We start from the raw sequence: 20,450 nt of genomic DNA, 5'->3' as shown, positions 1-20,450 counted from the left end.
TTCAGGCGTACGACAAGCTCACCGAGCAAGGTCGCAAGGTGCGTGTGGTTTCGATGCCGTGCACCAGCGTGTTCGATGCGCAGGACGCCGGCTACAAACAAGCGGTCCTGCCGTTGCAGGTCAGCGCCCGTATCGCCATCGAAGCGGCTCACGCCGACTACTGGTACAAGTACGTGGGCCTGGAAGGCCGCGTCATCGGCATGACCACCTACGGCGAGTCGGCGCCTGCGCCGGCCTTATATGAGCACTTCGGGATTACCCTCGAAAGCCTGCTCGATACGGCGCAGACCCTGCTGATCAAGTCGCCGGTGGGGGAGTAGCCATGCAGGCAGATGTCGATAGTGAAGCACTGCGTTCCAAGGCTAGGCCACGTGCATTGGAGTCGGCGCCGCCGGCGTCTGAGCAGCCAGCTTCCACCAAGCATTATTTGCAACCTCTTGATGCGACCAGCCTGCCTTCCTGGCGGGCGTTGCAAAAGCATCGTCTGGCCATGCAGCGCTTCAACATGCGCGAGGCATTCGAGGCTGATACCGGACGTTTCAAAGCGTTTTCAGCGTCCAGTTGTGGTCTTTTCCTCGATTATTCGAAGAACCTGATCACCGCTGAAACCCGCGATCTGTTGCTGCAACTGGCGCGGGAGTCGGGTCTCGGCGAAGCGATCCAGGCGATGTTCATCGGCGAGCAGGTCAACGCCTCGGAGCGTCGTCCTGCCTTGCATACGGCCTTGCGCCGTCCGGTGGGTGATCGCTTGATCGTCGACGGGCGCAACTTGATGCGCGACGTCCACGACACACTGGGGAAAATGACCGACATCGTCGGCCGCATCCATAACCAGTTATGGCGCGGTTACACCGATAAAGCGATCACTGACGTGGTCAACATCGGCATTGGTGGTTCTTTCCTCGGGCCGGAACTGGTGTCCGAGGCGCTCTTGCCTTACAGCCACCCGTCCGGGGTGCGCTGTCATTACCTGGCAAACATCGATGGCAGCGAATTCCATGAGTTGACGGCTCGCCTGAACGCCGAAACCACGTTGTTCATCGTTTCCAGCAAGACGTTCGCCACCCTGGAAACGTTGAAAAACGCCCAGGCCGCCCGTGCCTGGTACTTGAGCAGCGGTGGCAACGAGCAGCAGTTGCACCGGCATTTCATTGCCGTCACCAGCAACAATCAGGCGGCCATCGATTTCGGTATTCGCGAGAACAACATTTTGCCGATGTGGGACTGGGTCGGTGGTCGCTATTCGCTATGGTCGGCGATCGGTTTACCGATTGCCCTGGCCATCGGCATGACCCACTTCAAGGAGTTGCTCAGCGGCGCCTATGCGATGGATTGCCATTTCCTCAACGAGCCGTTCGAAAGCAACATGCCAGTGCTGCTGGCGATGCTGGGCATCTGGTATCGCAATTTCTGGGATGCCCAGGCCCATGCGTTCCTGCCTTACGATCATTACTTGCGAAACTTCGTAAAGCACTTGCAGCAGATGGACATGGAATCCAGCGGCAAGAGCATCCGTCAGGACGGCTCGGCGGTGTCCTGCGGGACCGGGCCGGTGATCTGGGGTGGCGTCGGCTGCAATGGTCAACATGCGTATCACCAGTTGTTGCACCAAGGGACTGCGCTGATCCCGGCAGACTTTATCGTTCCGGTCGTCAGCCACAAGCCCGTGGCCGATCACCATCATTGGTTGTACGCCAACTGTTTGTCGCAGAGCCAGGCGCTGATGCGCGGCAAAAACCGGAAGGAGGTCGAGGCTGAATTGCGGAGCAAGGGGCTGTCGAAAGCCAATGTGCAACGTCTGGCACCGCACAAAGTGATCCCGGGTAACCGCCCCAGCAACACCCTGGTGATGGAAACCCTCGATCCACGGCGTCTCGGTGCTTTGATCGCGCTGTATGAACACAAAGTGTTCGTGCAGGGGGTGGTTTGGGGGATCAACTCTTTCGATCAGTGGGGTGTGGAGCTGGGGAAGGAGTTGGGAACAAGCGTCTATGGCAGCCTGACGGGTTTCGAACCGCCGCCTGCCGACGACTGTTCGACTCAAGGTCTGGTTGACTATTTCCGCAGGCGCCATCGCGGCTGAATCGGGTCGTCCAACAACATGAGTGAAGCCGGCCCCCAAGATCCTTGACAGTCTTGGGGGCCGAGTTTCGTCGGCTGTGAGGGCCCCTTCGCGAGCAGGCTCGCCCCACATTGGATGTGTATTGGATTGCTATCAGGTGGACGATACAAGTCCAATGTGGGAGTGAGCCTGCTCGCGATGGGGCCAGCCCAAACACAGAAAATTCCGGACCCGTTGTACTCGCCATCGTGATGGTTAGTCGTGAGATAGACTAAACAGCGGGCATCCGACGGTGGGAGTGACAAGTGTGGCGGGATTCAGATGGATTCGCTGGTCACCGCAGCGGCGCGGGCGCTGGCGGCGGGTGATCCGCTCGGTGCGCTGGACCGGGTGGCACTGCGCGACGACGCGGCGGCGCTGGCGCTTCGCGGCATCGCGATGGCGCAGCTCGGTGATCTGGTGCGGGCGAAGGCTCTGGTGCAGAAAGCGGCGCGGGCGTTTGGGCCGAAGGAGGCTTTGGCGCGGGCGCGGTGTGTGGTCGCCGAGGCCGAGATCGCGCTGGCGTCCCGGGATCTGGGCTGGCCGGTGAAGGCACTCGAGGCTGCACGGGTGACGCTGGAGGCTCACGGCGATCGGGTCAACGCCGTCCATGCGCGGTATCTGCAAATCCGCCGTTTGTTGCTGATCGGGCGGCTGGATGAGGCCGAATTGCTGCTCGCCGAACTCGATCCCGGACCGTTGCCGCCAGCATTGCGCGCCGCTCATGAACTGATCGCGGCAGGCATCGCGATGCGGCGCCTGGAAACGAACCGGGCGCGCGGCCCTCACCAGAGCCGAACACGCCGCACGCGAGGCCGGCATTCCTGCGTTGACGGCGGAGGTCGAAAGCGTAGCCCAGGTCCTGAACACTCCCGCAGCACGGTTGATTGCCGGCGGCGAGGAAAAGCCCTTGTTGCTGGATGAGGTTGAAGCATTGCTCGCGTCAACCTCGCTGGTGGTGGACGCGTGCCGCTACGCCGTGCGTGGCGTCGGCATGTCGGTGTCCCTCGCCACGCGTCCGGTGTTGTTCGCCCTCGCACGGGCACTCGCCGAAGCCTGGCCCAACGATGTGGCGAGAGAAGTGCTGGTCGCCCGAGCCTTCCGATTGAAGCACGCCGATGAATCGCTTCGTGCCCGGTTGCGCGTCGAAGTCGGGCGACTGCGCGTGGCGCTCAAACCTTTGGCCGGCGTGACGGCAACCGCGCGCGGATTTGCACTGGTGCCGCTGATTGCCGCCGACGTTGTGCTGTTGGCACGGCCGGTCGAAGAAAAGCACGCGGCGGTGTTCGCTTTTCTCGCCGACGGTGAAGCGTGGGCGAGTTCGGCCCTGGCGTTGGCCCTTGGCGCCAGCCAGCGCACGGTGCAACGCGTGCTCGACGAACTGGCGTCTGCCGGCAAGGTGCAGTCGTTCGGTCGCGGCCGGGCGCGGCGCTGGATGACCCCGCCAGTGCCGGGTTTCGCGACGACCTTGTTACTCCCGGCGCCGCTGCCCAGTGATTAGGATCACTGCACACACACCGTGACGAGGAAGCCAACATGAAACGCTCAGCTGCAGAAATCCTCCGTGAATATGGCCCGTTCGCCGGCGTCGACAAGGTCCATGGCGTCACCTTCGACGGCCAGCGCGTCTGGTTTGCCACCGGCGACAAACTCAACGCGCTCGACCCCGTAAGCGGCAAGACGCTGCGCTCGATCGATGTCGCCGCCCATGCCGGCACCGCTTTCGATGGTCAGCATTTGTTTCAGATCGCCGAGGACCGCATCCAGAAAATCGACCCGCAGACCGGTCGAGTGCTTGCCACCATCCCGGCACCCGGTGGCAGTGACTCCGGGCTGACGTGGGCTGAAGGGACGCTGTGGGTCGGTGAGTATCGCGACCGCAAGATTCATCAGATCGATCCCGAGACCGGGGCGATCCTGCGCACCCTCGAATCCAACCGCTTTGTCACCGGGGTGACCTGGGTCGAGGGCCAGCTGTGGCATGGCACGTGGGAAGAGGAGGAGAGCGAGTTGCGACACATCGATTCGAACACCGGCGAAGTGCTGGAAAGTGTGAAGATGCCGGCCGGCGTTGGCGTCTCGGGACTTGAATCCGATGGCGCCGATCAGTTTTTCTGCGGCGGCGGCACCAGCGCTAAGGTAAGGGCAGTACGCCGTCCCAAATAAAACAAAAGGTTAATGCCGGTTAGCGAGCCATAACGCAACCCATGTAGCAGCAGGCGAAGCCTGCGTTCGGCTGCGCAGCAGTCGTAAATCAGCCAATGCGGTGTATCAGGAACACCACGTGTGCAGGGTTTACGACTGCTACGCAGCCGAACGCAGGCTTCGCCAGCTGCTACATGGGTCGTATACGGATCGCGATTTGGTTTAACTGAGCCACTCAAGGCGCGCCAAACAACATCGTCCAGTAAACCCCTTCATCACTGCGCGAATCCGCGGCAAAGGCCGCCCCCACCTGAGTAAACATCGGGTTCATCAGATTCGCGCAATGCCCGGGGCTGGCCAGCCAGCCCGACATTGCCTTGCCGGGCGAGCCTTGGCCGGCCGCGATGTTCTCGCCGATCTGCCGACCACGGAAACCAGCGGCTCGCGCTCGATCCGCCGGCCTATCGCCGTCGGGATCCTGATGTGCGAAGTAGTTGCCGTAAGCCATGGCCTTGCTGTGCCCTTGCGCCGCAGCACTCAGGGCGGCGTTCCAGGCCAATGGCCGTGCAGCGGCGAAACGCTGGCGTCCGCACAGGCGCGGCTTGGCACGGGCCGCATTGACTTGCGCCAGCAATGCCTTGCTGACGGCACGAGTATCGCCTACCTGACTATCGAGCACCGGCTGTGCCAGCACCACTTGCCACTCACTCCTGGCGCGACTGACACCGATATCGGCGAACTGGGTATCGAGCAAAGCCGCGCAGTAATCGCTCTGGAGCATGTCGAAAGCCTCATCGGCATCTTGCGCTCCGACCACCCGGATAGTGCGTACCGTCACCGCTTGATAGCCGGACGCTTTCAAGCGGTCGCGCAAGCCGCCGCCATAGCCGATTGGCAAAGCCAGGCTGGATTTCAGCGCCAGCGGCGTTAACGCACGACCGGCCCGCCCCGAGCAACGATAGGGATGGGCACGGTAATCATTGATGGCTTCCACCAGTTGCCGTTCCGCGCCGGCATGGGCGGGGTTGGCGAACAGCGAAATCAGGGGGAGCAGGCACAGCGAAGCAACGCGAAACGAGCGGACGAAGTGGCGCATGGGGTGGACGGCTCTGATGAAATGACGCGCTAAAGGTGAAAGTGCAGCCGAGCGAAGAGCGGTTTTTATCGGGTGTTGATGAGCTTCGCGGCGGGTCTAAGACTGGCGTTTCGAGACTTGGTTCACGAGGTGGGAGGCAAATTCCGGGTGGGCGCCGAAGTGACGGGGAGGTGTCGTATCATGGGCTTTTTTTTCCACAGACAAGGATCCAGCCATGGGCTTGAGCAAACGCGAGCAGGCGCACATCGAGCGTCGCCTGGTTGCCACCCTGACCGAGGCGTGTGAGACGGCCAAAGCGCAAATCGTCGGGTTCGCCTGGTTGACCCACGAGGTCGATTACGTCGAGTTCCCCGCCAGTCTGAGGGTCGTTTGGGTGTTCGACACCGAGGCGCAAAAAGACCAGGCACTGGCAGGCGGGCAGGGCGAGCGCATGGTCGAGTTGACCGCGATTGCGTTAAGCGAAGCGGATGTCTTGGTCAGCCCGGTTTCGGCGCATGTGCAATTCGATTCTGAAGAGCAATGTCAGCGCGCCAACGCCGGGAACTGGCAGCAACGCCTGGCGCGCAAGCGCTCGACACGGGGATAGCGGTGTTTATTTCGAAAACTTCCTTGCGCCCGCCACGCAAAGGATCACCGCAACGGTGACGCCCAGCATGCCGATACTGACCTGCTCGTGCAGCAACGTGGCCGCCAGGGCCAATCCAAAGAACGGCTGTAGCAGTTGAAGCTGACCGACAGCCGCAATCCCTCCTTGGGCCAGGCCGCGATACCAGAAGACGAAACCGACCAACATGCTGAAAATCGATACGTAAGCCAGGCTGATCCACGCGGGTGTGCTGATTCCCGAAAACGCAGGCGGCGCCATGAACCCGGTCAGCGGGATCATCACCGGCAGCGACAGCACCAGTGCCCAGGAGATCACCTGCCAACCGCCGAGCGTCCTTGAAAGCTTCGCCCCTTCGGCATAGCCAAGGCCGCAGGCGAGGATCGCCAGCAACATCAGAATGTCCCCGACAGGATTGGCCGTCAGGCCTTGGGAAACCGCAAATCCCACCACCAGCGCGCTGCCCAGGATCGAGAAGAACCAGAAAACCGGCCGTGGCCGCTCGCCACCGCGCAAGACACCGAACGCAGCGGTGGCGAGCGGCAACAGGCCGACAAAAACGATGGAGTGTGCTGACGACACATACTGCAGCGCCAGCGCCGTCAGTAGCGGAAACCCCACGACAACGCCCAATGCGACGATGGCCAGGGACAGGAGCTGGTGCCGGGCAGGGCGCTTTTCTCTAAACAGCACCAGCATGCACAGTGCCAGCAACCCGGCGATAGTCGCACGGGCAACCGTCAGGAAAACCGGGTCGAACTCCAGTACCGCCAACCGTGTTGCCGGCAGCGAACCACTGAATATCAGCACGCCGATGAACCCGTTGAGCCATCCGCTGGCGGCGCTTGCGGTCGTCGGGTTTTGCAGGTGAGAGGTCCGTTCCATTTGGTCACACTCAAGGACAGTTGCGTGACCGCCATCGTATGATCGAAGATCAGCACAATCAAAAAATTGTCATGGATACATCTCGGCATGCCTCGTTCACGGTACAAGTCATTGGTAGATGCTTTTGCAGCGGACATCCGGTCTGGGCAGTTGTTGCCGGGCACGCGCCTGCCCACGCACCGACAGCTCGCCGCCGCAGAAGGGCTGGCGTTGGTGACGGCAAGCCGGGTCTATGCAGAGCTTGAGGCCATGGGCCTTGTCAGTGGGGAGACGGGGCGAGGCACGTTCGTCAGGGAGACTTCGTTACCGCCCGGCCAGGGCATCGACCAGAAAGTCGTTGCAACCGGCATGACCGATCTCAATTTCAACTATCCATCGCTGCCCGGCCAGGCAGAACTGTTGCGAACGGCACTGCGCCAGCTCGCATTGGCCGGCGACCTGGAATCCTTGCTGCGTTACCAGCCGCACGCGGGCCGCCCGCATGAGCGTGCCTCAGTGGCGCGGCATTTGCGCGCCCGAGGGCTGACGGTCGATGCCGGGCAAGTATTAATGGTCAGTGGCGCTCAACACGGGCTGGCCGTGACCTTGATGGCACTGCTGCAACCCGGTGATGTGATCGCCGCCGATGCGCTGACCTATTCCGGATTCAAAGTGCTGGCCGAGTCCCTGCACCTTGAGATCGTGCCCATTCCCGTCACCGCACATGGCCCGGATCTGGAGGCGCTGGACAGCCTGTGCCGGAATCGCCGCGTGCGGGCCGTGTACACGATGCCGACTCTGCACAATCCGTTGGGATGGGTGATGAGTGCCGATCAGCGCGAGCACCTGGTGACGATTGCGCGTCAGCATGGGCTGCTGATCATCGAGGACGCTGCCTACGCCTTCCTGGTCGAGAACCCGCCACCCCCATTAGCGCAACTCGCCCCCGAGCGGACGGTTTACGTTTCAGGGCTGTCCAAAAGTGTGGCCACCGGTTTACGCGTAGGCTTCGTCGCCGCCCCCATCGGAAAAGTGTCTGCGTTGGAGCGAATCATCAGGGCCACCACCTGGAATACCCCGGGCGTGATGACGGCGGTCGCGTGCGCGTGGCTCGACGACGGCACTGTCATGCAACTCGAAGATGAAAAGCGCCGGGATGCTCAGGCCCGGCAAACATTGGCCACCGAGGTGCTGGCGGGACTGGAGTGCGTTAGTCACCCATCGTCGTATTTTCTTTGGCTGCCGTTGTCCGAAGACGCCAGGGCCGATCAGGTCGCCGCGGCATTACTGCGTGAAAAAGTGGCGGTTTCAACCGGGGAGCCGTTCGCGATTTCCACGCATGTACCGCATGCCATTCGATTGGCGCTGGGCTCGGCGGAGATGGGCCCGCTGCGGGAGGCGCTTGAGAAGGTCAGGTGGGTGGTTGGGGCTTGTTCGTAGGTCAGGAAGGGCCGATTTTGACCCATGGAGGCCTGTCAAAAATGCCAAAGGAACCCGAGGTGATTTATTCAGCTCGTCAAGCTGACCGGCGCTTCATTTTCTACGGCATTGACCGGGGGGCATCCGGTCATGGAACATCTTTTCGATTACATCGGTGCTGAGGTCTACACCTTGAGATCCAAGTTGCGTTAGAAGACGAGGCCTACTTTTACGCCATACTCATCCCGGGTTTGTTTGTCGAAATCGGTCGCTGCAAATTGGCCATCCAGGTCATATTTAAAGCGGTTGTAGTATAGCGATGCTATAAGCGGAATCGATCCTTGCTGATTAAACATCAAACTCAACTCGACAAAAGGATTGGTCGTGTCTTTTAAATCCAAAGTGTCGTTGCTGACGCCATGAAGTTTTAGCTGCGATTCCCCATTTATTGACTTTCGAATGCCCGCTTCAAGACGCAGGGTTGAAGTGCTGAACTGATGATTGTAGCCCGCAGCCGCTTTAGCGAAAGGCGTGCGGCTGGTGAGATCGATGTCGTACTTGTTCGAGTTCGGTTCAAATCGATTCCATTTGTATCCCCCGCCTAGCAATACATCGATAAAATTGCGCGCATCCAACGCAATCCTCCAGCCAAGATCCAGGTCTGCTTGACCATCCTTTACTTTCTGATTCTGTTTTTCAGAATACTGCCCACTGACTTCCGCCGAATAAACAAGGCCGGTCTGAGCCGTCATTTTGTTGCCAAAGTTGAGAAATAATCCTCCTTCCGGCATGTGATCGGTGCTCGTGCTTCTGCGCCCTGTGAATTCTAGAACGCTGTAGCTTCCCAGCAAGCCAAATGCAAAAACCGGATCTGTAGAAGGTGCAGCGCTGGAAAGGGTGGGTACGGTTGCGGCGAGAAGGGTGATGACAACAGCAGTAAGATTGGTTCTATTCATAAGAACTCCATCAGTACGCTACTGGTCCGGAGTAGACCGATCACTTACAACGATAGCCGGTGTTTTTTTTTGTGTTGGAAAATAACCCGATTCCCTTGCGCAAAACTCACGCCCCCCATCCCTCCGTGACAGCCGTCCGAATCGCCTCCAGCAACATCGCAAACGCCGGGTTGTCATTGTTCTCGCGCCAGATCAAATGCAGTTCACTTTGCACACCTTCCCCCAGATCGATGTCGCGAAACACCACGTTCTTGAACACCACGCTGCTGGCGCAACGCGGCACCAGGGCCAGGCCCATTCCGGCGTTGACCAGCGCCAGGATAGTCAATGACGAACCGAGCCATTGCACGTATTCCGGGGCAACGCGGGCAGAGCGGAGCATGCCGGTCAGCAGTTCGTTGAACGGCGGGGAGGCGGCGGGGGGGTGCATCGGAACGGGTGGGCGGCGAGGTCTTTGACCGACACGGTGTCGGCACTGGCCAGCCGATGATTGCTCGGCACGGCTAGGACGAAGGGTTCGCGCACCAGGCATTCGGTGGCGTAACCCGGTTCCAGCAGCGGCGCGCGGACGATACCCAGATCGATACGCCGGGCGCGCAGGGCTTCGTGCTGCTGGTAGGTGTTCATTTCCGACAAGTCGATTTTGACATGCGGCTGTTTGAGCCGCGCCTCGGCGATGACCTTGGGCAGGAATTCGTACACCGCGCTGCCGACGAAACTGATGTTGACCGAGCCAATGTCTCCCTCGGCAAAACGTCGAGCCGTGACGGCGGCTTGTTGGGCGCGCTCCAGCAGGTTCTGCGCTTCGATGAAGAACGCCCGGCCGGCAGCGGTGAGGGCGACGCTGCGGGTGGTGCGGGTGAACAGTTCGACGCCCAGATGGTGCTCCAGCAGTTGGATCTGCCGACTGAGGGGCGGTTGCGTCATGTTCAGCCGTTCGGCGGCACGCCGGAAGTTGAGTTCGGTGGCCACCGTGGTGAAGCAGCGCAGTTGAGTCAGTTCGAACATTGATCTAATCCAGGTATCAATCGAATGCCAAGTTAGATTAGACGGGATCAATTGCCGCGTCCATGATCGGCTCGTCCCTAAAAAAACAATGATCGGGAGATGCCTCTTGAATACCCTCCAGAATCCGCCGGAGCCGACTGTGCTCGCCCGCGCGGCGGCCAAGGTCAAGCGCCATGTGCTGCCGCTGTTTGTGGTGATGTTCATCGTCAACTACATCGACCGGGTCAACATCGGCTTCGTCCGTAGCCACATGGAGACCGACCTGGGCATCGGCGCTGCAGCCTATGGCCTGGGTGCCGGTTTGTTCTTCATCGGTTACGCGATTTTCGAAGTGCCCTCCAACATGCTGCTGCAACGCTACGGCGCCCGCGCCTGGCTGACGCGCATCATGTTCACCTGGGGCGCGGCCGCCATGGCCATGGCCTTCGTGCGTGGCGAAACCAGCTTCTATGTATTGCGCTTCATTCTCGGCGCGGCCGAAGCGGGCTTTTTCCCCGGCATCATTTACTACTTCACCCAATGGTTGCCATCGACCGAACGGGGCAAAGCCATGGCGATCTTCCTCAGCGGTTCGGCCATCGCCTCGGTCATTTCCGGCCCGGTGTCCGGCGCGCTGCTCAACGTCAGCGGTTTCAGTCTGCATGGCTGGCAGTGGATGTTCCTGATCGAAGGCTTTGCCTCCATCGTCCTGTGCGGGTTTGTCTGGTTCTGGCTGCAATCCCATCCGCGTGAAGCGAAATGGCTGAGCGCCGAAGAGAAGGACGCACTGACCAGCGCCATTGCGCTGGAACAGCAGGCTCGCGAAGCCGCGCAGACGGTCAAGCCGTCGATGTTCAAGTTGTTGGCTGACAAACAGATCGCACTGTTCTGCTTCATCTACTTTTCCATCGCCCTGACCATTTATGGCGCCACGTTCTGGCTGCCGAGCATGATCAAGAAAATGGGCAACCTCGGCGACTTCCAGGTTGGTTTGTTCAACTCGATTCCATGGCTGATTTCCATCGTCGCGATGTATGGCTTCGCCGCCATGGCCAGCAAATGGAAACACCAGCAGGCGTGGGTAGCATTGACCCTGGTGATCGCTGCGTTCGGCATGTTCATGTCCACCACCGGCGGGCCAATCTTCGCGTTCGTCGCCATCTGTTTTGCGGCCATTGGTTTCAAGGCCGCCTCGGCGCTGTTCTGGCCGATCCCACAAGGCTATCTGGATGCACGCATCGCTGCGGCGGTGATCGCCCTGATCAACTCCATCGGCAACCTCGGCGGTTTCGTCGCCCCGACCGCGTTCGGTTTTCTCGAGCAGAAAACCGGCTCGATTGAAGGCGGGCTGTACGGCTTGGCCGCCACATCACTGGTCGCGGCCGTGGTGATCTTTTTCGCGCGCACGGCACCCCGTAGCGACGCAGCGGTAACAAAAACCCTCAATCAACAAGCCTTGAGTTCAGGTTCAAAAGGAGCAGCTTCTTGAAAATCAAACGAGTCACCGTCACCCCCATCGCTTTCCGTGATCCGCCGCTGCTCAATGCCAGCGGCATCCACGAACCCTTCGCGCTGCGTTCGATCATCGAGATCGAGAGCGACAATGGCTACATCGGCCTGGGCGAAAGCTACGGCGACGCCCCGGCGCTGGCGATCCAACTGCAACTGCAAGATCAACTGATCGGCCTCGACCCGTTCAACCTCAATCAGCTGCGCGCCATCGTGCAGGCCACCGTGGCGGCGAACAAACCGGCGAGCATTGCCGGTGCCGAACTCGCACCGGGCTCCCATGCCAGCAAAGCGGTGAGCAATGCCTATTCGGCGTTCGAAGTGGCGTTCCTCGATTTGCAGGCGCATTCGTTGAATGTGCCGCTGGTGGACTTGCTGGGCGGGGCGATTCGCGATGAGATTCCGTTCAGCGCCTATCTGTTTTTCAAGTACGCGCAGCATGTCGACTCACCCTACAAAGCGGACAGCTGGGGCGAGGCGCTGAACGAAGAACAGATCGTCGCGCAGGCGCGACGGATGATCGAGACCTATGGTTTCAAGAGCATCAAGCTCAAGGCCGGCGCGCTGGAGCCGGAGCATGAGGTGGCGTGCATCAAGGCGCTGAAGAAGGCGTTCCCGGGTTACCCGATGCGGATTGATCCGAACGCTAACTGGTCGCTGGAAACTTCCATTCGCATGGCCGAACTGCTGGGCGACGACCTGCAATATTACGAAGACCCGACGCCGGGGCTGGAGGGCATGTCCGAGCTGCACAAACGCACCGGCCTGCCGCTGGCGACCAACATGGTCGTCACCGATTTCGATGAATTCCGCCGCAGCGTGGCGTTGAACAGCGTGCAGATCGTCCTTGCTGACCACCACTATTGGGGCGGCCTGCGTGACACTCAGGCGCTGGCGAAAATGTGCCAGACCTTTGGCTTGGGCGTGTCGATGCATTCCAACTCGCACTTGGGCATCAGCCTGATGGCCATGGCGCATGTCGCCGCCTCGGTGCCCAACCTTGATTACGCCTGCGACACACATTACCCGTGGCAAGAGCCGGACGAAGAAGTGATCAAGGGCGGCAAGCTGCCCATCGTCAATGGCTGCGTGAAAATCACCCGCGCGCCTGGCCTCGGACTGGAGCTGGACCACGATCAGTTGGGCAAACTGCACGATCAATACCTGACCTGTGGCATTCGCCAACGCGATGACGTGAAGCAGATGCAGCGTTACAAGCCCGAGTGGAAAACCGTCAAACCGCGTTTTTGATCGCTGGAGATTGTTCTGATGGAGCGCCAATGTGCTCCATCAGACCAAACCTTTCCCCGCCCCATCACAAACCATCACCGAGCAGCTTCAGGTAATCGGGGCTCTCGCCGATGGAGTTGTGCCCGACACCCGGTATGACCTTCAGCGCCGCCACGCCGTTGGCGAAATGCGCGTACAGCCGCTCCGTACTTGCACGCGGTATCACTTCGTCGTTCTGCGCCGCGATCAACAGCGTCGGCACTGTGATGTGAGCGGCGTATTTCCACGATTCAAACTTGTCCTTTAGCAGCCACTTCACCGGGAACATCGGGTATTGCCGTGTCGCCAGTTCTTCAAGGCTGTTATAGGGCGTGATCAGGACCAGTCGCGCTGCCGGGCGGAGGCTGGCGAGACGCACGGCAACCCCCGAGCCCAGGCTGCGACCGACCACCGCAATGTGCGGGTGTGTGGCGTAGACCAGGTCAAACAAGGTCATGGCATCGCGGGCAATCGCCTCCTCGGAGGGTGACCCGGAACTGCCACCGTAGCCTCGGTAGTGAAGCAAGTAGAGGGCATGATCCGGGAACTCCTGCGAAAACTCGGGCAAGCTCCGGGAAACGTCCTCGGCATTGCCACCGAAATAAATCAACGCATTCGGCCCCTCATGCGCTCGGACGGTCACCAGCACCTGCGCATCGTCCACCGACAGCGTCAGCAGCGCTTCGGAGGTGCCGAGGGCACGCGGTTGCGGAAAGTAGATGAGCGCGCGTTGAAACACCAACAGCGCAGCGCACAGCGCCAGATACACCACCGCAACGATAACGACGATAGACACCAGGGTTCGTGACATTCGGCTAACTTTAGTGGGCGACATTGACTGCTCTGGCTTGAAGACTGCAATCGTTTGATCGCTGTCAGAGTGTAGTAGACCCACGCGAGACGCTGCGGGAGGGCGCCCATGCCCATCGTGCTCAAATGGCTCGACGTTCGGCCCTGCGAAAGAGCGGCGGTGATGCTGGGGTTCGCCTTCCATTTCTGCGTGCTGGCCAGTTATTACCTGGTGCGACCGCTGCGCGACGCCCTGGGTCTGGAGGGCGGCGCCGACAAATTGCAGTGGCTGTTCACGGCCACGTTCGTGGTGATGCTGCTGATGGTGCCGGTGTTTGGTGCGTTGGTGTCGCGGCTGCCGGCCACGCGTTTCGTGCCGTTGATCTATCGCTCGATCGCCTTGTCGATGCTGGTGTTTGGTGTGCTGATCGCCAAACACGTTGCGCCGGTGGCGGTCGGGCGGGTGTTTTTCGTCTGGATCAGTATCTACAACCTGTTCATCGTTACGATCTTCTGGAGCGTGCTGGTGGACCGGTTTTCCAGCGCGCAAGGGCGGCGGCTGTTCGGCTTCATCGCGGCGGGTGGCACGTTGGGCACGTTCATCGGGCCGTTGCTGGCCGCGACCATGGCCACCCGTTTTGGCCCGGTTGCGTTGACCGTCGCGGCAGCGGTGCTGCTGGAAATCGCAGTGCGCTGCTACCGGGCGTTGCTGTCCCGTACCGAATCGCAGTCCGGCAACCGGTTGTCGGACGAGCGGCGCATGGGTGGCAGCATGCTGGCTGGGGTCACGCTGATCCTGCGCTCGCGCTATCTGCTGGGGCTGGTGGTGTTCATGCTGTTGCACACCAGTGCCGCGACCTTGTTGTATTTCGAGCAGGGGCGGATTGTGGCGGGTAGCTATGCTGATGTTGTCAGCCGGACGCAGTTTTTCGCCGTTGTCGATCTGATCGTGTCGGCACTGACCTTGATCTTTCAGCTGGTGCTGACGGCGCCGTTGATCCGGCTCGGGGGTGTTGGCGGGGCGCTGGTGGCCTTGCCGTTGGCGACGGTCGTGGCATTTGCCGCCATGGCTTTGGCGCCCGTGCCGGCCACCGTCGCACTGGCACAGGGGCTGCGTCGCGCGGTCGAGTTCGCCATCGTGCGGCCGGCGCGGGAAGTGTTGTGGACAGTGGTGAGCCGCGAGGAAAAGTACAAGGCCAAGAATGTGATCGAAACCCTGGTCTATCGCGGCGGCGATGCTGCCAGTGGCTGGCTGTCCGCAGGGTTGACGGCGCTTGGCGCAGGTTTTGGACTGGTGGCGCTGGTGATCGTGCCGTTTGCCGGGGTGTGGGGCTGGTTATGCCTGTGGCTGGCCCGGCGCCAGGCGCAAAAGGCCAGCAGCCAAGAGGTGGAAGGGCAACACCATGAGCCACACTGATGGATACACGCGTCGAAAAATACTCACGCTGGCTGCCGGTGCTTCGGCGGTTTTCACCTTCGAGTCGGCTTTTGCAGCCTTCACGCCATCGACGGAAACAGGAGGCAAGAACATGCTGACCCGAGTCATTCCTTCCAGCGCCGAGCCGTTGCCCATCGTCGGGCTGGGCACCTATCGCGGCTTTGATGTCGGGCCTGCCGATCCTGCGTACAAGAACCTGCCGGCAGTGCTCAGTGCGTTGTTCGAGAAGGGCGGGACGTTGATCGACAGCTCGCCCATGTACGGCCGCGCCGAGCAGACCACCGGTGAACTGTTGTCGATCCATCAGCCGCGCTCGCCCGCGTTTCTGGCCACCAAGGTCTGGACCCGTGGCCGCGACGAAGGCATTGCGCAAATGGAGCAGTCTTTCAAGTTGCTGCAAACCGACCGTATCGATCTGATGCAGATTCACAACCTGCTGGACTGGAAAACCCATCTGCCGACCTTGCGCAAATGGAAGGAAGAAGGGCGCATTCGCTACATCGGCATCACCCATTACACGGCGTCGGCTTATGACGAAGTGGAGGCAGTGCTCAAGGCTGAACCGCTGGATTTCTTGCAGATCAACTATGCGCTGGACGACCGTGGCGTCGAGAAACGAATCCTGCCGCTGTGTCGCGAGCGCGGCGTGGCGGTGATCTGCAATCGCCCCTTCGGCGGCGGTGGCTTGATAGACCGACTGAAAGGCAAGCCACTGCCAGGCTGGGCCGCACAAGTGGGAGTGAAAAGCTGGCCACAACTGGCGCTGAAGTTTTTACTGACGCATTCGGCGGTGACCTGCGTCATCCCCGGCACCGGCAACCCGCGCTACATGGCGGAAAACGCAGGTGCCGGTTTTGGTCCGATGCTGACGGGGGCGCAGCGCGAGCAGTTGATTGACCTGGTGGGGTAAGGCGGGTTGCTGTTATGCCCAGTTTTTGGTGTGAGCCGGGGCGCCTAATGGCGAGCCTGTTGCACCGCCATCGACGACGATCTCTGCACCCACGACATTGCTGGAGTCGCTGGAGGCGAGAAACATCGCGACGGTAGCGACTTCTTCCGCTTCACCAATGCGACCCAGTGGAATCGTGGTTTTCAGTTTTTCCTCCAGCGCATCCATTGCAGTCGAGTTGGCGGCGAGCGGGTTCCACACCGGCGTGCGCGCAGCCCCGGGCGTGATCTGATTGACGCGGATTCCACGCGGGGCAAATTCTGCGGCCATGACCCGTGTCATCGAGCGGACTGCACCTTTGGTAGCTGCGTAGGCGCTGTAACCGGGCCATCCCATGTCGGCGTGTACCGAGCCGTTCAAAATGATCGAGGCGCCAGGGTTGAGGTGCGGCTCAGTCGCTTGCACGGTAAAAAACGTGCCGGTGAGGTTGGTCTGGATGATGTTCTGGAACGTCTCAAGGCTGGTGCCGCCAACCGGCGTCAGCGCGGCGATGCCGGCGTTGGCGAACACGATGTCCAGTTTGCCGAAGGCCGCTACGGCTTCTGCCACGGCGCGCTCGATCTCTTTGACGTCGGCAAGGTCTGCCTGGATCGCGAGCAGGTTAGGGCCCAACGCTTCCCGGGCCTCATCCAGGGTTTTTTGGCTGCGACCGGTGATGGCGACTTTTGCGCCTTCAGCGATGAACAGTTTTGCGGTGGCCAAGCCCAGGCCGCTGTTGCCGCCGGTGATGAATGCAGTTTTTCCAGCCAGTTTCATTGGGGAAACTCCTAAGGTTTTATCATGCAACCACTGAAGCCGATGCTATTGGGCGCAAGGCAGAGCAATCGTATGAAATCGGGTTTGTGGTTTTATAATAAAACCACTAGTTGCGATTTTTACCAGCTAAGGTTGTATGATGCAACCACTTGCTGCCGACGCTTGGGCGTCAATGCGGAAAATCCTTAGACAGAGGCGACTTACGTGAAACGTAAAAGTTTGCAGGGCAATCCCTGCCCGGTTGCTCGATCCCTCGACCTCATCGGCGATTGGTGGTCGTTGCTGATCATTCGTGATGCGCTCGCCGGCACGCGGCGCTTCAGCGATTTCCAGAAAAGCCTGGATGTCGCGAAAAACATCCTCAGTGCACGGCTTAAAAACATGGTGGCAGAAGGTGTGATGCGCCTGGAGCCCGCCGCTGACGGCAGTATTTACAAAGAGTATGTGCTGACCGAAAAGGGCAAGGCCTTGCAGCCGGTGCTCATTGCGCTGTCGCAGTGGGGCAACGAGTTTATGTACGAGCCTGGCGAACTCGGCTCGGTGATGGTCGACACAAAAGACCGTCAGCCGCTCCAAAAACTGCAGTTGGTGGCGGTCGATGGACGATCGCTCAAGCCCGAAGAGATCACCACCAAGTTTGGTGTCGCGCACTGAGTGCGCGTTGACCTGCGGGTATGCCGAATTCGTCATTGACCCGGCCTAAAGCGATCAAGCCGCAGCCCTTGGAATAGGCCAGTCTGGACGGTCTGTCCAAGGAGCTGATTATGATCCGACTGTCCCTGGCCGAAGCTCGCGAACTGGCCGAATCGATCCTGCTGCACAACGGTTTCAACGCGGCCCACGCTCAGGCGGTGGCCGCCACGGTGATTGCCGGCGAGCGCGACGGCTGCGCCTCCCATGGGTTGTACCGGATTCTGGGCTGTGTGAATTCCCTCAGGGCCGGCAAAGTGGCGCCCGATGCCGAGCCGCGGGTGATCGACCAGGCGCCTTCGATTGTGCGGGTCGATGCGGCGGGTGGTTTCTCGCAGTTGGCGTTCCAGGCCGGGCTGCCATTGCTTGAGCAGAAAACCCGGGCAAACGGCATTGCCGCATTGGCGATCAATCACTGTGTGCATTTTTCCGCGTTGTGGGTCGAGATCGAGCAGCTCACCGCGACCGGTCTGGTGGCGCTGGCCTGTAACCCAAGCCACGCCTGGGTCGCGCCGGCGGGTGGGCGTCTGCCGGTGTTCGGGACCAATCCCATCGCGTTCGGCTGGCCGCGCCCGGGGAAGGGTCCGTTTGTGTTCGACTTTGCCACCAGCGCGATTGCCCGTGGTGAGATCGAGTTGCACCGACGCGCCGGCAAAGCGATCCCCGAGGGGTGGGGCGTCGACGCCGAAGGCCAGCCGAGTACCGATCCGAATGTGGTGCTCGATAGCGGTGCGATGCTGACGTTCGGTGGGCACAAAGGCTCGGCACTGGCGGCGATGGTGGAGTTGATCGCCGGGCCGTTGATCGGTGACCTGACCAGTGCCGAGTCGCTGGCTTACGACGCTGGCAGCAAGTCGTCGCCGTACCATGGCGAACTGATCATCGCCCTCGATCCGCGACGTTTTCTCGGCGAGGCCACCGAGCAACATCTGGCCCGCGCCGAAGTGTTGTTCGAGAGCATTCAAGGGCAGGGCGCACGCTTGCCGTCGCAACAACGTTATGTGGCGCGAGTGCGCAGTCTGGTTGAAGGCGTGAAGATTCCCGAGGCCCTGTACAACGATCTGAAGGCGCTATTGGCCTGATAAAAACCTGTAGGAGCTGGCTTGCCAGCTCCTACAGGGGGGCGGTTTTTTACAGCGGGTCGCGATGGCTGTGGCCATCGACCTGGCGGGCAATGCCCAGCGGGTTAGCGTTTTTCAGCGCGTCGGGCAGCAGCGCATCCGGGCAATTCTGGTAGCACACCGGGCGCAGGAATCGGTCGATGGCGAGGCTGCCGACCGAGGTGCCACGGGCATCGGAAGTTGCCGGATAGGGCCCGCCATGCACCATCGCATCGCAGACTTCAACGCCGGTCGGATAACCGTTGAACAGCACCCGCCCGACTTTCTGTTCGAGCAGCGGCAGCAGCTCGCCATGGCTTTGCAGGTCGCCGGCCTCGGCAATCAATGTGGCCGTGAGTTGTCCGTGCAAACTCTGTAATGCCCGTTGCAGTTCGGCTGTGTCAGCCACTTCCACCAGCACCGTGGTCGGGCCGAACACTTCTTCTTGCAGCAGCGAGTCGCCGTCGAGCAACAGGCTGACGTCAGCCTTGAACAGTTGCGGTTGCGCCTGTTGGCCCTGTTGTTCGCGGCCCGCCAGATGGCTGATTTGCGGATGCGCGCGCAATGCCTGCACACCCTTGGCATAGCTGCCGAGCGTGCCGCTGTTGAGCATGGTTTGCCCCGGTTGTTCAGCCATCAGCGCGCCAAGCGTTTCGATGAATGCACTGAACTGCGGCGAGCGAATGCCGATCACCAACCCCGGATTAGTGCAGAACTGGCCGCAGCCGAGCACCACCGAAGCGGCGAGTTCGCCGGCGATTTTCTCACCGCGCACTTGCAGTGCTTCGGGCAACACCACGAACGGATTGATGCTGCTCATTTCGGCGAACACCGGAATCGGTTGGGGTCGTGCGGCGGCCATGTCGCAGAGGGCGCGGCCACCCTTCAGCGAACCGGTGAAGCCAACCGCCTGGATCGCCGGATGCTTGACCAGCGCTTCGCCGACCCCGGCACCGTAGATCATGTTGAACACACCCTTGGGCATGCCGGTTTGCTCGGCGGCGCGCAGGATCGCATCGGCCACCAGCTCGGCGGTCGCCATATGCCCGCTGTGGGCCTTGAACACCACCGGGCATCCGGCGGCGAGGGCAGCGGCGGTATCGCCACCGGCCGTGGAGAACGCCAGCGGGAAGTTGCTCGCGCCAAACACGGCAACCGGGCCGACGCCGATCCGGTACTGCCGCAGATCGACCCGTGGCAGCGGCTGCCGTTCGGGCAAGCCACGGTCGATCCGCGCACCATAGAAATCGCCACGGCGCAGGACCTGGGCGAACAGGCGCATCTGGCCGCTGGTGCGCGCGCGTTCGCCCTGAATGCGCCCGGTGGGCAGCGCGGTTTCCTGGGTTACCAGCGCGACGAACTCATCGTCCAGTGCATCGAGTTGCGCGGCGATGGCCTCGAGAAATTCCGCACGTCTGCTTACCGGCAGTGCGCGAAATGCTGGATAGGCCGACGCGGCAGCCTGGGCGGCAGCATCCACTTCATCAACGGTTGCCTGAATGAACGAGAAGGGCAGCGCTTCACCGGTGTGGGCGTCGTGGCTGTGCACGGTGATGCTGCCGGCAGCGCTGCGCGCACCACCGATGTAGTTGTGGCCGATGATCTGCGGCATAAAAAAATCCTGTTGAAAAAAGATTGGCACCGCACCCATTGTCGGGACCGGATCCCTTGTCGGGACGGGATCCCTTGTAGGAGCGAGGCTTGCCCGCGAAGAACTCAAGAACGATGCGCTTATTCAGACAACCCGCGTCATCGTTGACGACCTTCGCGGGCAAGCC

At 60.9% G+C, this 20,450-nt stretch carries 17 protein-coding genes and 2 pseudogenes; 12 read left to right on the top strand and 7 right to left on the bottom strand.

Annotated elements, in window-relative coordinates; all coding sequences use genetic code 11:
- The 4 genes and pseudogenes from AEQ67_RS03365 to AEQ67_RS03350 form a co-directional block, all read left to right on the top strand.
- The coding region (locus AEQ67_RS03365) for a transketolase-like TK C-terminal-containing protein (RefSeq protein WP_330219456.1) at positions 1-320 on the top strand (320 nt) is incomplete at its 5' end.
- A 2-nt stretch (positions 321-322) separates the two neighbouring features.
- A complete protein-coding gene (pgi, locus tag AEQ67_RS03360) occupies positions 323-2,083 on the top strand; it encodes a glucose-6-phosphate isomerase (protein WP_236710270.1) in 1,761 nt (586 codons plus the stop codon).
- A gap of 300 nt (positions 2,084-2,383) precedes the next feature.
- Positions 2,384-3,602: pseudogene (locus AEQ67_RS03355) on the top strand (helix-turn-helix domain-containing protein).
- Positions 3,603-3,637: 35 nt separating this feature from the next.
- A complete protein-coding gene (locus AEQ67_RS03350) occupies positions 3,638-4,267 on the top strand; it encodes a Vgb family protein (protein WP_059402470.1) in 630 nt (209 codons plus the stop codon).
- Between the two features lie 214 nt (positions 4,268-4,481).
- Here AEQ67_RS03350 and AEQ67_RS03345 read toward each other — a convergent pair whose 3' ends face one another.
- Positions 4,482-5,342: a CAP domain-containing protein gene (locus tag AEQ67_RS03345; protein WP_059402469.1), complete on the bottom strand. Its 861-nt coding sequence runs from the start codon at positions 5,340-5,342 to the stop codon at positions 4,482-4,484.
- Between the two features lie 214 nt (positions 5,343-5,556).
- Between AEQ67_RS03345 and AEQ67_RS03340 the strand changes: the two genes are divergently transcribed.
- Positions 5,557-5,928 carry a hypothetical protein gene (locus AEQ67_RS03340; protein WP_059402468.1) on the top strand — a complete coding sequence of 124 codons (372 nt, stop codon included), beginning with the start codon at positions 5,557-5,559 and terminating at the stop codon, positions 5,926-5,928.
- 6 nt (positions 5,929-5,934) lie between these two features.
- Here the strand turns inward: AEQ67_RS03340 and AEQ67_RS03335 are convergent, their stop codons facing one another.
- Positions 5,935-6,831 (bottom strand): DMT family transporter, encoded by an 897-nt coding sequence (locus AEQ67_RS03335; protein WP_059402467.1) that lies wholly within the window; start codon positions 6,829-6,831, stop codon positions 5,935-5,937.
- Between the two features lie 87 nt (positions 6,832-6,918).
- On the opposite strand from AEQ67_RS03335, the gene AEQ67_RS03330 reads away from it, so the two are divergent.
- Positions 6,919-8,250, top strand: coding sequence for an aminotransferase-like domain-containing protein (locus tag AEQ67_RS03330; RefSeq protein ID WP_059402466.1), 1,332 nt, complete (start codon positions 6,919-6,921; stop codon positions 8,248-8,250).
- Between the two features lie 188 nt (positions 8,251-8,438).
- Here AEQ67_RS03330 and AEQ67_RS03325 read toward each other — a convergent pair whose 3' ends face one another.
- Together AEQ67_RS03325 and AEQ67_RS03320 are read right to left on the bottom strand one after the other, a co-directional pair.
- Complete coding sequence (locus tag AEQ67_RS03325; RefSeq protein ID WP_059402465.1) at positions 8,439-9,185, bottom strand: hypothetical protein; 747 nt, start codon at positions 9,183-9,185, stop codon at positions 8,439-8,441.
- Between the two features lie 106 nt (positions 9,186-9,291).
- Positions 9,292-10,193 (bottom strand): annotated as a pseudogene (locus AEQ67_RS03320) (LysR family transcriptional regulator).
- 106 nt (positions 10,194-10,299) lie between these two features.
- On the opposite strand from AEQ67_RS03320, the gene AEQ67_RS03315 reads away from it, so the two are divergent.
- A complete protein-coding gene (locus AEQ67_RS03315) occupies positions 10,300-11,661 on the top strand; it encodes an MFS transporter (protein WP_059402464.1) in 1,362 nt (453 codons plus the stop codon).
- Entirely contained in the window at positions 11,658-12,932 is a 1,275-nt protein-coding gene (locus AEQ67_RS03310; RefSeq protein WP_059402463.1) for a glucarate dehydratase family protein, read from the top strand. The genes AEQ67_RS03315 and AEQ67_RS03310 overlap by 4 nt, the downstream gene beginning before the upstream one ends.
- Positions 12,933-12,996: 64 nt before the next feature.
- Here the strand turns inward: AEQ67_RS03310 and AEQ67_RS03305 are convergent, their stop codons facing one another.
- Positions 12,997-13,785 (bottom strand): alpha/beta hydrolase, encoded by a 789-nt coding sequence (locus tag AEQ67_RS03305; protein ID WP_059402462.1) that lies wholly within the window; start codon positions 13,783-13,785, stop codon positions 12,997-12,999.
- Between the two features lie 84 nt (positions 13,786-13,869).
- Between AEQ67_RS03305 and AEQ67_RS03300 the strand changes: the two genes are divergently transcribed.
- The gene (locus AEQ67_RS03300; protein WP_059402461.1) at positions 13,870-15,156 is read left to right on the top strand and encodes an NTP/NDP exchange transporter; all 1,287 of its coding nucleotides are present in this window, start codon (positions 13,870-13,872) and stop codon (positions 15,154-15,156) included.
- Positions 15,143-16,087 (top strand): aldo/keto reductase, encoded by a 945-nt coding sequence (locus tag AEQ67_RS03295; protein ID WP_082377770.1) that lies wholly within the window; start codon positions 15,143-15,145, stop codon positions 16,085-16,087. The genes AEQ67_RS03300 and AEQ67_RS03295 overlap by 14 nt, the downstream gene beginning before the upstream one ends.
- A gap of 12 nt (positions 16,088-16,099) precedes the next feature.
- Here the strand turns inward: AEQ67_RS03295 and AEQ67_RS03290 are convergent, their stop codons facing one another.
- Positions 16,100-16,882, bottom strand: a complete 783-nt coding sequence (locus AEQ67_RS03290; protein ID WP_059402459.1) for an SDR family oxidoreductase — start codon at positions 16,880-16,882, stop codon at positions 16,100-16,102.
- Between the two features lie 204 nt (positions 16,883-17,086).
- On the opposite strand from AEQ67_RS03290, the gene AEQ67_RS03285 reads away from it, so the two are divergent.
- Together AEQ67_RS03285 and AEQ67_RS03280 are read left to right on the top strand one after the other, a co-directional pair.
- Positions 17,087-17,536, top strand: a complete 450-nt coding sequence (locus AEQ67_RS03285) for a winged helix-turn-helix transcriptional regulator (protein ID WP_059402458.1) — start codon at positions 17,087-17,089, stop codon at positions 17,534-17,536.
- A 110-nt stretch (positions 17,537-17,646) separates the two neighbouring features.
- Positions 17,647-18,654: an Ldh family oxidoreductase gene (locus AEQ67_RS03280; protein WP_059402457.1), complete on the top strand. Its 1,008-nt coding sequence runs from the start codon at positions 17,647-17,649 to the stop codon at positions 18,652-18,654.
- Between the two features lie 49 nt (positions 18,655-18,703).
- Here AEQ67_RS03280 and AEQ67_RS03275 read toward each other — a convergent pair whose 3' ends face one another.
- On the bottom strand, positions 18,704-20,284 hold the full coding sequence (locus AEQ67_RS03275) for an aldehyde dehydrogenase (NADP(+)) (RefSeq protein ID WP_059402456.1): 1,581 nt from the start codon (positions 20,282-20,284) through the stop codon (positions 18,704-18,706).
- Positions 20,285-20,450: the final 166 nt, after the last annotated feature.

Source organism: Pseudomonas sp. RIT-PI-q (assembly GCF_001297125.1).
Lineage (GTDB): Bacteria > Pseudomonadota > Gammaproteobacteria > Pseudomonadales > Pseudomonadaceae > Aquipseudomonas.
This window is presented reverse-complemented; position numbering and strand designations above follow the sequence as displayed.